Genomic DNA, 14,340 nt, shown 5'->3' on the forward strand with positions numbered 1-14,340 from the left:
ATAAGGCGTTCCATCGTAATCAGGCTCGATCGGGGCTGGACTAAAATCGAATTCGCATCTTGAGCAAATTGGTACATACTGAAACTCTCAGTTCAGTGGCAGGTGCATGATGTATTGGTGGCCAGTATGACACAACTGCAATCGCATGAAATAGTACCAATTTTTTCTGGTGGCGGTACCCGATTGCCTTGTTATGTAGGAATTTTGATAGCGCTAAAAGACCTTGAGCTAAATTTCCATAGTCTGGTCGGCGTGTCTGGCGGCAGCATTGTGGCTGCGATGGTTGCTGCCGGCAAAACCTTTGACCAGATGCGTGATCTCGCGCTTCATACTGATTTTAAACAGTTTCGCGGATTTTCTCTGATGAATCTAATCCGCACTGGCGGGCTTTCCAGTGGTGATACGTTTGAGCGCTGGATGGATAATCAACTTGCCGGGGCTCGTTTTTGTGATTTGAAGTTAGATCTGCATGTACTGGCGACTGACATCAATGGTGGTGGTCCAGTGGTATTTAACAAAGCACGAACTCCACAAATGAAAGTATCAGAAGCGGTGCGGTATTCGATGTCGATTCCGTTGTTGTTTTCATTCAAGACTTTTGAAAATCACGTGATGGCGGATGGGGTGATTCTGGCTGAAGATGCTTTGCATCAGGACTGGTCTGGTCGTGACGTGCCTGTGGTCTGCTTCCGCTTAAAAAGCGAAGGTGAGGATAAACCGATCATCCGACGTAGACTTTTCCCGTTGGTGTCATATATTCTCATGTTAATTCAAACATTTATGAATGCGATGTCGAGAGAGTACGTGCATGCCCAGTATTGGCACAACACGGTATTGATTAATACCGGCGACGTATCGTCGGTGGATTTTGCCTTGCCAGTGGCAAAAAAAGAGGAACTGTTACGTCAGGGCTATGATACAACCATGGCAGTGATCCCGCATAAGCTTGGTTGGATCCGTACTGAAGTGACGGCGAATCCGCGGGAACGTCAAGTTGGATTGTCATAGTACATCGATTTTCTATACTAAAGGATCAGGACCTGATATCAGCTGCTAAAGGCGATTTGTATGTTGGCATTTTGCAGTTGAGTCGAAGGGATGGATAGCACCACGGTTGAGTCATGTCGTGCTTGCCGGTGAACATTGAGGAATCTGTCAGGTTTTTATGAAGCATTTAAAGAAACTACAAGAGCTACCGATAGTTGGAACTCTGGTGAAAAAAGCTATCGGTGTGATGGTCAGTAACAACGCCAGCAGCATCTCAAAGCATTTTTCACAGTTCCTGCAACCTCAGTTGGCGCTCACTGAAGAGTTAAAACAAAAGGTCTACAACGTCAGGCATCAGGTTTATTGCGAAGAGTTAAAATTTGAACCGGAACGGCCTGACCGCATTGAACTTGATGATTTTGATGCACATTCGATCCATTGCTTCGTTCGCCACATGTCCAGTGGCAATATGGCAGGCACGGTTCGCTTAATCACATCTGCTGACGACTCTGAGTTGCTACCGATCGAAAAATATTGTCTGCACTCGATTACGGACCATGAATTCAGCCCGGCGGCTTTTCCACGCAACAAGATCTGTGAAATCTCACGACTCGCCGTACTTGAACAGTTTCGTCGACGGGAAGTGGATAAGTTTAAAGGCGCCGCGACCGGTGCGATCAATGTCGAAGCCTATTCCGAAACAGAGTTGCGTTGTTTTCCTTATATCGCTATTTGTTTGTATTTTGCCGCTGCATCCACGGCATTTCATGCCAAGAAAGAACACGCTTTTGTCATGATGGAGCCTCGTCTGGCACGCAGTCTGGCGTTTGTCGGGATTAAATTCCATCAGATAGGCCCGGTGATTGACTATCATGGTCGCCGGGCGCCATTTTACATTAATAAGCCGATGTTGTTTGACGGATTGTCTCCGGGTTTCAAGAAGTTATTAAACGAAATTGAAAAGTCTTTGGCAAACTCAGTCAGAGAGCACGGTTTTACCGATGGCCCGCTGGAGCCAAAAAGAGACTCAACGAAAAGTATGCTCCCGCAGCGCTGAGTAGACAGGAAAATATAATCATCGGCAGTCACATCAGGCTGCCGTTTTTATTGCGATAAGGACCTCAGGATGAACAAAGATCCGCAATCCGCCACCCTGGCAATTGTAAAATGGCGTCAGTTACTTGGCGATGAGTATGTCGTCACTGACCATGAACCGTTGAAACTGGCATCGACCGCAACTTTCGCCACAAGTGCAACTGTCATAGCAATCTTGAAACCCGAACGTGATCTGGTTGCGGCTGCGGTTGCTGTCGCGGCGGAATTTAATATTCCGCTGTATACCATTAGCTCAGGTAAAAACTGGGGCTATGGCTCCCGCGTGCCAAGTACGAAGGACTCAGTGCTGCTTGACTTGGGGCGTTTAAACGAAATCTCGGGTTACGATCCGGAGCACCATTTGGTAACAGTTGGGGCCGGAGTCACGCAACGGCAGTTGGCTGAGTTTCTGGTGGCGCAAGGTGGCATGGATTGGATGGATTGTACCGGCTCTCATCCTGATTGCAGCATTGTCGGTAATACAGTTGAAAGGGGATTTGGCCATACTCCATATGGTGAACATGCAAATTTCATTGGCGCTATGGAAGTGTTACTCGCTGATGGTCGGATCATAAAAACTGGTTTTGGTCGGTTTGATGGGGCAAAAGCCAGCGGTATGTACAAATGGGGATTGGGTCCCGCGCTTGACCAGCTATTTTTGCAGTCGAACTTGGGTATTGTGTTGAGTATCACCTTGTGGCTGATGCCGAAACCAGAGCAATTTGTCGCCTTTTATTTGTCGGCGCCGAATGAATCTGCGCTGGAGCAAATTGTAGCGGCCTTAGTACCATTAAAACGCAGTGGCGTGATCACCAGCCTGCCACATATTGCCAACGCATACCGTGTATTAGGTGGGATGCAACAGTATCCTTGGCCAATGTTCTCAAACCATCCCGCGCAATTTCCACTGCAGGGCGATGTTTTGTCTCAATTAAAAAGACAGTGGCAGGTTGGCACCTGGAACGTGTCCGGTGCTTTGTATGGCACTAAAGAACAGGTTGCTAATGCGCGAAAACAGGTCCGGCGTGCTTTACGCACAGTGAAAGGCGCCAGGCTGAATTTTATCAGCGACAGTTTGTTACGTTTTATCGAGATTTTTCAGAAGCCCATCGCGTTCATCACCCGGATGGATATTCCGGGTATGCTGAAAGTTTTGCGACCGGTCCATAACATGATGAAAGGTCAGCCCAGCGCACAATTTTTGACTAGTTCATATTGGCGAATGAAAACTGCGCCTGATGGTCGTTTTGATATGGACAAGGACAACGTCGGGCTCATCTGGAGCGCATTTGTCGCGCCGGCAGATGCGAAAAATGCACGACAGCTGATGGATATTGTCGACACGGTATTGCCACAATTTGGTTTTGAACCAGCGGTGACCCTGACACTGTTAAACGAGCGTTGCATCGATGCGGTCGTCAGTATTTCATTTGACCGCACAGCCAGTGCGCCAGACGGAAAGAGTTGGGACGAACTCGCACTGCAATGTCGCGACAAGTTATACCAAGCAATGTTCTCCCATGGATTCTACCCATATCGTACTGATGTCGGCAAAATGGCTGAAATGGTGCACTGCGGAGATCCGCAGTATCTGCAGGTTTTAGCAGATCTAAAACATGCCTTAGATCCACAAGGTATTTTTGCTCCGGGACGATACATTGCATCAGCGTCAGAAAAGTTTACAGCATCAGTAAGTAATTAAATGATGTGTTGCATAAGCTGTTGTATTTAAATGAAATTAAAAGTTGGCACGGCGGTTGCTTTATATCTATCAGTAATAGTTTTAGCCTGGCAGTAACTGGTAGGCGAGTCAAAAATACAAGGTGGTAGTAAAATGAAATTTAAAACTCTTTTATCAGTAAGCGCTCTGTCAGTAGCAATGTTCGCTGGTTCAGCCCAAGCTGCTGTAATCCCAGCTCTGCAATTCGCCACTCAATCTGGCTGGTTAGCTGACGGTGTGAACTCTTCTAGCAAACAAGCAAATGGCACAGTTTACGACTGCGCTGCTGGTACAACAGACGCAACAAACGGTTGTGGTTTGACTTTCACTGGCGCAGCTGGTCTGCCAAATGCTTACGATACAGTTTCTTGGGGTTCTACAACTGCAAAAAGCAGCCTGAATATCGCTTCTAAAACTGACGTTCTGGTTACCAACGGTGCTTGGGTTCAAACTGGTTTAATCACTCACTCAAACAAAACAATTCCAACAGGTTCACGTTCATTGTACAAAATGGACCTGGAAACTCTGTTTGCAATCGTTAACCCACCACTGGGCGCGAATTCAGCAACTGTTGGTATTCAGTTCAACGAAACTCCAAACCTTGGCGACTTGTCAAAATGTGCAGGTCCACAGTTATCTACGACAGGTTGTGATGACACTTTCCTGATCAAACTGAACCTGCCAGCGATCAACTTCTGGGTTGGCGCTGAACACTACAAGATTTCTTTCAAGCTGAACCCATTGTCAGGTGTTACTCAGTCTGTAGTAAATCCAGACGGTTCTATTTTACTGGTTACGCGTGAAGGTACTAACAACCAGCTGGAACTGTTAGCTCAACTGACTATGTCTGTTCCTGCTCCTGCTACAGTAGGTATGTTAGGTCTGTCACTGGTTCTGCTGGGCCTGCGTCGCCGCGCAAAATAATTGTGAGAGTTGCAACACCTGGTGTTGCAACATAAATAAAAAACCCGGATGGAAACATCCGGGTTTTTTATTGGCTGATACTTCTTGCCGATACTGAAGCACATCAGGCGTGGTTGATCGATGCCATCAGCCATCAGCCATCAGCCATCAACAATCTGGACTGTGGACACCGCAACTTACTCAGCGCCATATCTAGTTGTTGAACTGCAATTGATGTCGCGGCTCAGTGTATGACAGCTGTCTTGAACAAGTAGCATTTTCAGGCGGGTAGTTAAACCGGTAAATCGGATTCAATATGACACCAGCCGGTGCAAATGAGCGCCAATAAAAAACGGATGCATTATGCATCCGTTTTAATTTTGACTGAGCAGGGTACCCGACGTTTAGTTCAGCTTCGCCTTCAGCGCATTCACCTGAGCTGCTGATATCGACTTATCACCGGCTATTTTATCCAGAATCGCTTTCGCTTTATCTTTCTCGCCCTTTTTGATGAGTCCGTCTGCGTAGTTCAATAACACCGCTGCATTGTCTGGCCTAATTTTTAACGACTCTTCGAACTTCATAATCGCGGCGTCGACTTTACCCGATGCAAGCAACACAGCACCATAAGTATCGAGTACATCCGGATTGCGCGGCGCTAATTTAATTGCACGTTCAATATGCTGAGTGGCTTCAGCCAGCTTGTTGGAATCTAACAGAGTCCATGCCAGATTGTTTAATACTGCAACATTGTCAGGCTCTTTCGCCAATAGCTGGTTAAACATCTCAATCGACTTGTTCTTATCACTTTTCAGCATCAGGTTTGCGTAAAACAGCTGCAGCGGCCCGTCATTGGGTTTAGTTGTGAAATGTTGCTCGACAAACTGCTGAGCTTTGGCGAGATCGCCGGCACGTTCATAGGTATCGGCAATCATTAATGCCGCCATTGTTGACTGGCTTTGCTGATAACTTTCTGTCAGTGCAATCAGTGCTTCTTTTGGTTTGGCTGCAGCCAACAAGATCCGGCCTTTGATAAACTGCACATCAGCTTTGCCGGCTTCTTCGGCTGGCAAAGTTGCTAACAGTTTCAGTGCTTCGTCATTCTTGCCATTTTCTGCCAGCAATTGCACCTGAGTACCAAACAACACCTTGTCTTTCGGTGATTTTTTTAATTCTTCGGTAGAAACGGCCAGAGCTTTCTCAATCTGTTTATCCAGAATGAGGGCGCGAATATAGGTGTAGACCGACTCACGATCAGCCGAATTTATCTGATACCACTGCGCGGCTACAGCAAGTGACGCTTTGATATCTTTTTTCACAGTCCGCTCATGTTCAACCAACAAGGCCCAGTGTAAGGCATGACGCTCAGCTAAGGGTTGCTTGCTGTCTTCCAGCACTGTCAATGCTTTATCCTGTTGCTTTTGGTCAACCAGCATCCGGGCATACAATACCGCTACGTTGTAGTTGGCTGCGTCTTGGTTATAGAGGGCCTCGGTGCGTTTTAACGCTGAGCCGCCAGCCTCGGTACGCGTCATCGCATAAAGTTGCTCTAGCGCAGGCATATATTGTGGATGTTTATCCAACAACGTTTCTAAAGTGGTTTTTGCCGCCGCATTGTCTTGTTTTGCTTGTTCAGACACTGCTTTTAACAGATAGGTGAAAGGTAATTCGCTTTTAGCGGCTAATGCGTCCTGAATGTATTGCAAAGCAACCGCATCATTACCTTGTTGCAACGCCGAGAAAGCCAGCATGTTGAGGCCTTGCACCTTCATTTTTTCGTCTTTTAGCCATTCTTTGGCCAGTGCTTCAACTTCTTTGTATTTCCCTTGCTGCAAATATGCAGAAGCTAATAGCAGCTGCGGCTGTTGTTCTTTTGGTGCCATTTTGGCAGCTTGTTCCAACAACGACAGGCCTTGCGCTTCCTGACCTGGGATACCCAGCTTCAATGCACCGATCGCCAGCAGGTCCTGCTCCGATTTTGTTTCAGTCCCTTGCTCATATTTATTGATCAGTTCTTCTGCGGCGCCGTTGGCTCGTTGTTTCAGCAGTTGAAAGGCGGTGGCACTGACCAGTTGGACATCACTGGCGGCGGCCTGGTTTTTCATCAGTTGTTCTTGCGCTGCATCCGTGTTGCCGCTTTGCAACTGCAGGGCGATATAAAGTTTTTGCGCCGGCGGGTAACTGTCCAGTTCGCCGCGAACAGCTTGCAGGTGGTTTAATGCCTGGTTACCAAGCCCCAGTTGAGACGCCGCAAGTGCTGCCAGTACGCGGGTACTGACGGAGCTTAATCCTGAATTGATTGCCACTTCGCTGTGTTCTTTGGCTTTTTGGAAATCTTTCGCTTCGAAAGCGATCACTGCCTTCAGATAGTTCGCCAACGGTTGTTTCGGAAACAGTTTGAGCAATTTATCAAGTTCAACACCGGCTTCTTTAAATTTATCCTGAGCGACATAGGTCTGGGCCAGTAATAAGCGCGCCTGATGGCCGGACGGATTAATTTTCAGATATTCATTGAAGCTGGCGACGGACGCGTCAAACTGCGCCAGTACGTTCTGTAACTTGGCGCGTAACAACAGCGCTTCACGGTAAAGTGGATTATCTGCCTGGATCCCGCCAAGTGCAGCTAAAGCTTCTTCGTGCTTTTTATCCATAATCTGCAGCTGCGCCGATGCCATCGCTTTGATGCCTGCATCACTATTTTGTGCCAGACGCTGCAATTCCGCTTTTGCATCTGCAGCTTCTGACGCTTCGATAGCAGCGAGAGCCTGATACAGCTGAACAAAATCAAGATTCGTTGCCGAGATCCCGCTTTGTTTAGCGAGTTCGGCCAGATTTGGGAATTGGCCCGCCAGGAAATAAGCCTGGGCTAACGGTAATGACAGGTCATTGATGTCGGCGCCGTATTCTCTGGCGCGCTCCAGCTCTTTGGTCGCTGACAATCCGTCGCCAACCTGCAGATAAATCTGGCCCAGCGTCAGGCGAACTTTGGCGTTTTCCGGTTCTTGCTGTAAAGCTGATTTCAGTTCGATCACGGCCGCAGAATATTCTTGCTTACCGATAAAAGTCTGGGCGTCCTGCAGGTGTTGCGTGGCATCTTTTTTACCGCAACCCTGAGTAACCAATGCGGCCAGAATGCAGCTGACCAGGAGTGTTTTTTTCATCTGTGTAATCCTTTATACATTCACTTGCGTTCTGCCATCGGTGTTTCGCAGCATCACGTCGGTTTGATTGATATAGTTAAGCCGTTTTGCCCAGCTTTTCTGTCATAAAATGGCGTAGAGAGCCGACTGTACTGAACAGATCTGCGCTGAGTTCTGCGTCGTCGAATACGACATCATATTGGTCTTCCAGCAATGTCAGAATGGTCATAATACTGCTGGAATCAAATTCGGGGATGGCACCTAACAACGGTGTTTGATCAGTCAGGTGGTGGTGGGGGCCTAATACCGATAACAGGATCTGGTCGAGCACCTGTCCGGTCTGAGGTTGTTGGTCCCTCATAGTCAACTCCAATGGACATCAGATATTTGCACAATGTACTCTAACACAGATTAATCACAGGCAAACCATTTTGCCGCCGGAAAAATGCTGCCTGTTTTCAGTGAATTGGCGCCATATCCGGGAAAGCTGGCTCACGGGAAATTGCATGCTGCTGACCGACTCACTGGAAGGATTATTGCACCTCGGCGCAACGCGCTGGCCGGTGCAAATTGCGTTGAAAGACCCGTATGGTACTTTGACTTATGCTGAGCTGTTTACACAGGTCAGGCAACGCCAATGGCAGTTACGTGCCGCGGGATTACAGGCTGGCGATCGCTTGATGTTGCAGCTACCGAAGCAACGCGAACTGGTGATCGAGTTATTCGCTGCCTGGAGTCTCGGCGCTTTAGTGGTACCGGTGCACCAGGCGCTGAAACCGCAGCAATTACAATATATTGTGCAGGATTGCTCGCCGAGGCTGGTGTCAATGACTGCGACCAGACGTCAGCAACTGGCTGCCGAGTTGAATTTACCCGCAGGTTGCAAGTGGTTCGACGGTGCCGATTACCCTGCTGATGCGCAGCAGGATAAAAGCCATGCGCAAACCGTCGGAATGTCGGCGCAGCCAGCAGCGATTTTGTATACCTCTGGCAGCACAGGTTTACCCAAAGGGGTGGTGTTGTCACAGCTGAACCTGCTGTTAGGCGCAGCCAGTGTCAGTCAATATCTCGGTTTGCAAAGCGCTGATGTGGTGCTGGCGCTGTTACCCTTTAGTTTTGACTATGGTCTGAATCAGCTGTTAAGCGCGTTCAGCGCCGGCGCCAGCGTCGTGTTGCTGGACTACTTGCTGACGCAGGATGTGGTGCGCCAGATTCAGCAGCATCAGGTCACCGTACTGGCTGCGGTACCACCGCTGTGGGCGGCGTTGGCCGATGCGCGCTGGCCAGATGACAGTACTTCTTCGCTGCGACTTTGGACTAACTCAGGTGGCGCGATGCCGCCGGTATTACTCAAACGGTTACAGCAGTGTTTTCCAAACGCCAAACCTTATCTGATGTATGGTCTGACCGAAGCCTTTCGGTCCACCTATTTGGCACCGGACAAACTGACAGAAAAACCGCAGTCGATTGGTCAGGCGATCCCTTTTGCTGATGTGCGGGTGTTACGTCCCGATGGCACTGAATGTGCGGTCGGGGAGCCCGGTGAACTGGTCCATCGCGGACCGCTGGTAAGCCTTGGCTATTGGGGCAAACCAGAGTTAACCGCGGAGCGATTCCGGCCTGATCCGTTACTAGCGCAGGCCGTTGTGCACCGACCGCCGGCGGTTTGGTCCGGCGATCAGGTATGGCGGGATGCCGACGGCGATCTGTTTTATCTCGGCCGGCTGGATGAAATGCTCAAATGTTCCGGCATCCGCATCAGTCCGACTGAAATTGAACAGCAGTTTTATGCACTGGTGGCCGGTGTGACCGATGTTGCCGCGATCGCGGTGCCGACTGTTGCCGCAGATAATGCCGTGTTATTGCTGTTCAGTGCACCGCAAGCGCTGGATACCAGCGCATTGATGACGGTTCTGAAACAGCAATTGCCCGCCTATATGTGTCCCAAAGCCCTGATACAATTGCCGCTGCTGCCCAAGACGGCCAATGGTAAACTCGACCGTAAGCAGTTGTCCGTGACTTATAAGGATTATTTTTGTGCACCCTCTGATTCCGCTTAATCCCGCATTATTCACTGCGCAGCCTCAACTTGCTGCTGCGCTGACGCCGTTTGCCCAGCAGCAGAATGATTTGTTAGTGGGCGGCAAAACGCCGGCGCAGATCGCGGCTTTGCTGGATGTTGATGTTTTTTATGCTTATGACCGTGCAGCCATTACGGCGCGGGTTCAGGCCTTGCGCGCCGCACTGCCTGTTCGCGTCAAACTACATTATGCCGTTAAGGCCAATCCATATTTTCCGGTGGTGCATTGGTTAGCATCCAGGGTGGATGGGATGGATGTAGCATCACGTCGTGAATTGGTGCTGGCGTTACAAAGTGGCGTCGACGCATCGCAGATCAGTTTTGCCGGGCCTGGTAAAACCGATGCTGAACTCAAAGCGGCGATCGCGGCAGGCTGTGTTGTGCATCTGGAATCGGCTGGTGAAATGCGCCGGCTGCAGGCATTGTGTTTACAGGCTAAGACTTCGGCCCGCGTCGCGCTGCGCATTAATCCTGAATTTGAACTGCGCGCATCCGGTATGAAAATGGCCGGTGGTGCGAAAGCGTTTGGGATCGATCAGGCACAGATCTGGGATTTGTTAGCCGAATTGCAAACCGGTCCGCTGCGGCTGGTTGGTTTTCATCTGTATTGTGGTTCGCAGAACTTGCAGGCCGACGCCATTTTACAAAGTCAGCGGCAGAGTCTGCAGTTATTGGCACAGTTGCGGCCGCATTGTCCGCAACTGGAGTTTTTTAATCTTGGCGGCGGCTTTGGTGTGCCATATTTTCCTGCCGACAAAGCACTGGACTTAGCAGCGGTCGGGGCTGGCATGCAGCAGTTATTCGCTGAATTTGCCGCGGCTGTGGCAGGGCTGGAAATCATCCTTGAACTGGGCCGTTATCTGGTCGCCCATGCCGGGGTTTATTTCAGTCGGGTCATCGATGTGAAAAGCTCACACGGTCAGCAGTTTGTCGTGACCAACGGTGGCTTGCATCATCATCTGGCTAATTCTGGCAATTTCGGTCAGGTGGTGCGGCGCAATTATCCGGTGGTGTTGGCGAATAAACTGACATTGGCACCGGTGGGGCCGGTGCAGGTTGTTGGGCCTTTGTGCACGCCGCTCGATATTCTGGCTGACAAAGTAGCGTTACCTGAAGCGGAGCCTGGCGACTGGTTTGCGGTATTGCAGTCCGGCGCTTATGGTGCCAGTGCCAGTCCGCAAGGATTTTTAAGTCATGGCGCTGTCGCTGAGGTGCTGTTATGAGCCCGATATTCAACAGACAAGGATTGCGTGATGCGTAAGTATTTTTTTTGGAGCGGTGTGCTCGCCAATATTGTTTTTCTGGCCATTTTGTTGATTTGGGCACGCAGTATTTATTGGTATGGTTTGCCGTTGCCACTGTATAGCCAGAAAGTCGCGGCCGATTTACGCGTCAATTTTCCGAGTGTCGCGTTTGTCGCGCCAATGTTTGATTTTTTCGCCCGTTTCGAACAGAGAAATTATTATTTCCGCACCGTCGACCCAACACACTGGAATGGAGCAGGCGCACACCCGGACTATCAGCCGGCATCTGCGGCCGATCAGATCACGGTGGTGGATATTGACAGCCTGAAACAGGCATTAACTAAAGTAAAACCTGGTCAGCAGATCATGGTTGAACCAGGGACTTATACCTTTGACCGGACTTTTGAATTGCGACAAGCAGGCAGCGCCGGCGCTCCTATCCGCCTGACCGGCCGGTCGATGCATCAGGTCAGGTTTGAACTCAAAGGTGAGGGGCTGATGTTGCTGGCGCCACACTGGCAGTTTGAAAATATCAGCTTTGCCGGCAACTGTGCTATGCATGACCACTGTGAACATGCGATCCACATCGCGGGCAAGGCCAGCGATGTGGTGATCCGCAATAACAGCTTTGCGGACTTCAATTCAGCGATAAAGGTTAATGGCCTGAAAGGGAATTATCCGGATCGCGGATTGCTGGAAAATAACACCATCTATAACAGCAGTGCGCGTAAAACCAAAGGCTCGGCCACACCGGTAGATATTGTTGCTGCTAACGACTGGCGGGTGGCTGGCAATTTTATTTTCGATATTCAGAAAGCTGCCGGCGATCAAATCAGTTATGCCGCTTTTATCAAAGGCAATGCCAGTGGTGGGGTGTTTGAGCGCAATTTGGTGATGTGTGAAGCCAATTTAAAAGACGGCCGTCACACGGCCATTGGTCTGTCGTTCGGCGGCGGCGGCACCGGGCTGGTTTATAACCGTGATGGCGTGGCCGGAACTGAGCATCGTAACGGGGTCATGCGCAACAACATCATTATGCATTGCCCGAATGATGCCGGCATCTATCTGAACAAAGCCACAGACAGCTTGTTGGAAAACAATATTGTCTATAACACGGTTGGCGTTGACGTGCGTTATGCACAAAGTTCAGCGCTACTGCGTAATAACGTGATCAGTGGCCGGGTTAATAATCGTGACGGTGGGCAACATCAGCTGGAAGCAAACTGGGTGGAGGCGCGGAATTTTTTCACCGGACGGGATCGGCTGAAAGATTTATTTGTGGCACCGGATGTGCTGAATTTCAGCTGGCAGCAACCTTATCCGGTATCAGCAGCGCCGCAAAAATCGGCAGATGGTGCCATCACTGATTTTTGTGGCGGATTGGTCCAACAGCCTTATCTCGGCGCTTTTGCCGGCGACCAATTCTGTATCAAAGCTAAGCCTTGATGTCGGAAGGCTTGGCTATTGTCGCGGCGCAGTTTTGTAAAAACTGCTCGGATGCTGCCATCAGCTGTTCTAGGTGATTCGCGTCGGTGAGTGTGTGGTTGGCTGCAGGAATATCGATAACGCCGGCTCGTTGCCACAGTTGCCGGTAAGCTGGTTGTTGCAGCAATTGCCGGCACTCCGCTGCTGTCAGATCTGCACCGCTGAGCAGCAGTTGCACCGGTACTTTAATCTGCTGCCAGTGCCGCAATGCCTGCGGTATCGCCGTGTCGGTAGTAAGGACGCTTAAGAGGTTTGTGGCTGCCGCTGCCGGCTGCTGCGTGGTAGGCGCATGCATCTCGCCACTATTGCCCTTTGCCGCGGCCGGTCGGATCAGGCGCAGGATACTGGCCATACTTTTGCTGGCCTGCCATTGACCGCTGAGCAGTTTTCGCCAGAATTCTGCAGACACGATACGGCGCAGATAATAAAACTTCAACATAGTGCGTGCATGGTTTTCTGCGGTACGGCACCAGGGATTCAGCAGGATCAGGGCTTGTGGCTGCAACCATGGGCTCGCCAACAGGGCAGCTGTCGCTCCATCACATAAACCAAATAATACAATGGGTCTTACCTTGCCAAAGTAACGAGCAAGTTGGGGGGGGAGTTCGGTCAGATAAGCGGCGTGATCGACAAAAGTGCCCGGCTCGCCATCTGCATCGCCAAATCCCGGAAAATCAAAGCGTAAACTGGCGAAACCGGCCTGTTGCCAGTGCAGCGCCAATTGTTGTTGCATCCGGTGGCTGCCTGCGCGGGTCTGGGCGCCACCATTGACCATCAGCACCAAAAATTCTGAAGCGGCCGGCTGATAAATACCGAGACTTTGCTGGCCGCCAAAGTTTAGCGGCACTAATTCAGCCGCGCCGGCTGAGGCAGCGCTTAGCGGGTGCATTCAACAGCTCCGGTTAAAAATTTCAGACTGATTGCTAATAAATCGCCGCTATCTGTCGGCTCCTGGCTTAGCCAGTAAGGGGACGCCTGAATGGTTTGCAGCTGCAAGCCAGGATGCGCTTGTTGTATTTTTTTTGCCGCAGCACCAATCTCACCGGTTAATGAGCTTTCCAGCCACAACAAAGCCGTGGAACTGGCTGGTAACTGTGGCTGCAACGCCTGAATTTCAGTGCGCAGCTGCAGTGGGACGGCATAGCCAGCGACGTCAAGGGTATGCTCCGATGCTGCCACGGCAGCTGTGCTGAGCAGTTGTTGGCGCTGCAATTGCTGCCAGAAGCGGTCGGTTTGTAGTTGCGGTTGCCATAACAGGATCTGACTAATGTTCAGTTGCGCCTGTAATGCCGGCAGCCAATCCAGCAGCAGTGCCGCGCCAAATCGGCAACCGAGCAGCTGGACCTGCGAATACTGTTGCAGCTCAGGTAAAAACTGCAGTAGATCTGCTCGCCATTGCTGTAAAGAAATCTGACTGAACTGCCCAGCACTGTCACCGGTGCCGGCAAAATCAGGTAAATAACTGTCGATGCCAAAGCCCGCCAGCTGGCGGGCCAGCTTGGCAAATAAACGCCGGCAACAGTTCATTTCTTCGGCAAAAGGCGGCACGATCAGCAGTGCGGTGTGGCCGGGGGCAGACTGCGTCAGCCATTGCGTCAGTAACCAGCGGCCATCGATATAACGGCCGGTTAGCGTGGCTTGTGGCGCTGCGGCATTTGGCTTTTCTGGCATTTCAGGCCGCTGCAT

The 14,340-nt window shown here is 50.4% G+C and carries 11 protein-coding genes; 7 read left to right on the forward strand and 4 right to left on the reverse strand.

The genetic code is table 11. From position 1 onward, the window contains the following. The first annotated feature begins 126 nt into the window (after positions 1–126). The 4 genes from ACQ66Q_RS02445 (at position 127) to ACQ66Q_RS02460 (ending at position 4,726) form a co-directional block, all read left to right on the forward strand. Positions 127–1,008 carry a patatin-like phospholipase family protein gene (locus ACQ66Q_RS02445; RefSeq protein WP_430455327.1) on the forward strand — a complete coding sequence of 294 codons (882 nt, stop codon included), beginning with the start codon at positions 127–129 and terminating at the stop codon, positions 1,006–1,008. Between the two features lie 157 nt (positions 1,009–1,165). Next, positions 1,166–2,044 (forward strand): PEP-CTERM/exosortase system-associated acyltransferase, encoded by an 879-nt coding sequence (locus ACQ66Q_RS02450; RefSeq protein WP_430455328.1) that lies wholly within the window; start codon positions 1,166–1,168, stop codon positions 2,042–2,044. A 69-nt stretch (positions 2,045–2,113) separates the two neighbouring features. Continuing rightward, the gene (locus tag ACQ66Q_RS02455) at positions 2,114–3,784 is read left to right on the forward strand and encodes an FAD-binding oxidoreductase (protein WP_430455329.1); all 1,671 of its coding nucleotides are present in this window, start codon (positions 2,114–2,116) and stop codon (positions 3,782–3,784) included. A gap of 132 nt (positions 3,785–3,916) precedes the next feature. Then, a complete protein-coding gene (locus ACQ66Q_RS02460) occupies positions 3,917–4,726 on the forward strand; it encodes a THxN family PEP-CTERM protein (RefSeq protein WP_430455330.1) in 810 nt (269 codons plus the stop codon). A gap of 383 nt (positions 4,727–5,109) precedes the next feature. Here the strand turns inward: ACQ66Q_RS02460 and prsT are convergent, their stop codons facing one another. Further along, on the reverse strand, positions 5,110–7,866 hold the full coding sequence (gene prsT / locus ACQ66Q_RS02465) for an XrtA/PEP-CTERM system TPR-repeat protein PrsT (protein ID WP_430455331.1): 2,757 nt from the start codon (positions 7,864–7,866) through the stop codon (positions 5,110–5,112). Between the two features lie 76 nt (positions 7,867–7,942). Further along, positions 7,943–8,206: a phosphopantetheine-binding protein gene (locus tag ACQ66Q_RS02470; protein WP_430455332.1), complete on the reverse strand. Its 264-nt coding sequence runs from the start codon at positions 8,204–8,206 to the stop codon at positions 7,943–7,945. Between the two features lie 145 nt (positions 8,207–8,351). On the opposite strand from ACQ66Q_RS02470, the gene ACQ66Q_RS02475 reads away from it, so the two are divergent. From ACQ66Q_RS02475 to ACQ66Q_RS02485, 3 genes are read left to right on the forward strand one after another with little or no spacing between them, the layout of a single operon-like run. Then, entirely contained in the window at positions 8,352–9,905 is a 1,554-nt protein-coding gene (locus ACQ66Q_RS02475; RefSeq protein ID WP_430455333.1) for an AMP-binding protein, read from the forward strand. After that, the gene (locus ACQ66Q_RS02480; protein ID WP_430455334.1) at positions 9,883–11,148 is read left to right on the forward strand and encodes a pyridoxal-dependent decarboxylase, exosortase A system-associated; all 1,266 of its coding nucleotides are present in this window, start codon (positions 9,883–9,885) and stop codon (positions 11,146–11,148) included. The genes ACQ66Q_RS02475 and ACQ66Q_RS02480 overlap by 23 nt, the downstream gene beginning before the upstream one ends. A gap of 30 nt (positions 11,149–11,178) precedes the next feature. Continuing rightward, positions 11,179–12,615: a NosD domain-containing protein gene (locus ACQ66Q_RS02485; protein ID WP_430455335.1), complete on the forward strand. Its 1,437-nt coding sequence runs from the start codon at positions 11,179–11,181 to the stop codon at positions 12,613–12,615. Here the strand turns inward: ACQ66Q_RS02485 and ACQ66Q_RS02490 are convergent. Continuing rightward, a complete protein-coding gene (locus ACQ66Q_RS02490) occupies positions 12,605–13,543 on the reverse strand; it encodes a hydrolase 1, exosortase A system-associated (RefSeq protein WP_430455336.1) in 939 nt (312 codons plus the stop codon). The genes ACQ66Q_RS02485 and ACQ66Q_RS02490 overlap by 11 nt on opposite strands. Beyond that, positions 13,531–14,340 (reverse strand): serine aminopeptidase domain-containing protein, encoded by an 810-nt coding sequence (locus tag ACQ66Q_RS02495; RefSeq protein ID WP_430455337.1) that lies wholly within the window; start codon positions 14,338–14,340, stop codon positions 13,531–13,533. Before ACQ66Q_RS02495 ends, ACQ66Q_RS02490 begins: the two co-directional genes overlap by 13 nt.

Source organism: Rheinheimera sp. (assembly GCF_965283995.1).
Taxonomy (GTDB): Bacteria; Pseudomonadota; Gammaproteobacteria; order Enterobacterales; family Alteromonadaceae; genus Pararheinheimera.

Coding starts and splice junctions, on each gene's coding strand:
- ACQ66Q_RS02445 (WP_430455327.1), top strand. CDS start 127: ATGACACAACTGCAATCGCATGAAATAGTACCAATTTTTTCTGGTGGC.
- ACQ66Q_RS02450 (WP_430455328.1), top strand. CDS start 1,166: ATGAAGCATTTAAAGAAACTACAAGAGCTACCGATAGTTGGAACTCTG.
- ACQ66Q_RS02455 (WP_430455329.1), top strand. CDS start 2,114: ATGAACAAAGATCCGCAATCCGCCACCCTGGCAATTGTAAAATGGCGT.
- ACQ66Q_RS02460 (WP_430455330.1), top strand. CDS start 3,917: ATGAAATTTAAAACTCTTTTATCAGTAAGCGCTCTGTCAGTAGCAATG.
- prsT (WP_430455331.1), bottom strand. CDS start 7,866: ATGAAAAAAACACTCCTGGTCAGCTGCATTCTGGCCGCATTGGTTACT.
- ACQ66Q_RS02470 (WP_430455332.1), bottom strand. CDS start 8,206: ATGAGGGACCAACAACCTCAGACCGGACAGGTGCTCGACCAGATCCTG.
- ACQ66Q_RS02475 (WP_430455333.1), top strand. CDS start 8,352: ATGCTGCTGACCGACTCACTGGAAGGATTATTGCACCTCGGCGCAACG.
- ACQ66Q_RS02485 (WP_430455335.1), top strand. CDS start 11,179: ATGCGTAAGTATTTTTTTTGGAGCGGTGTGCTCGCCAATATTGTTTTT.
- ACQ66Q_RS02490 (WP_430455336.1), bottom strand. CDS start 13,543: ATGCACCCGCTAAGCGCTGCCTCAGCCGGCGCGGCTGAATTAGTGCCG.
- ACQ66Q_RS02495 (WP_430455337.1), bottom strand. CDS start 14,340: ATGCAGCGGCCTGAAATGCCAGAAAAGCCAAATGCCGCAGCGCCACAA.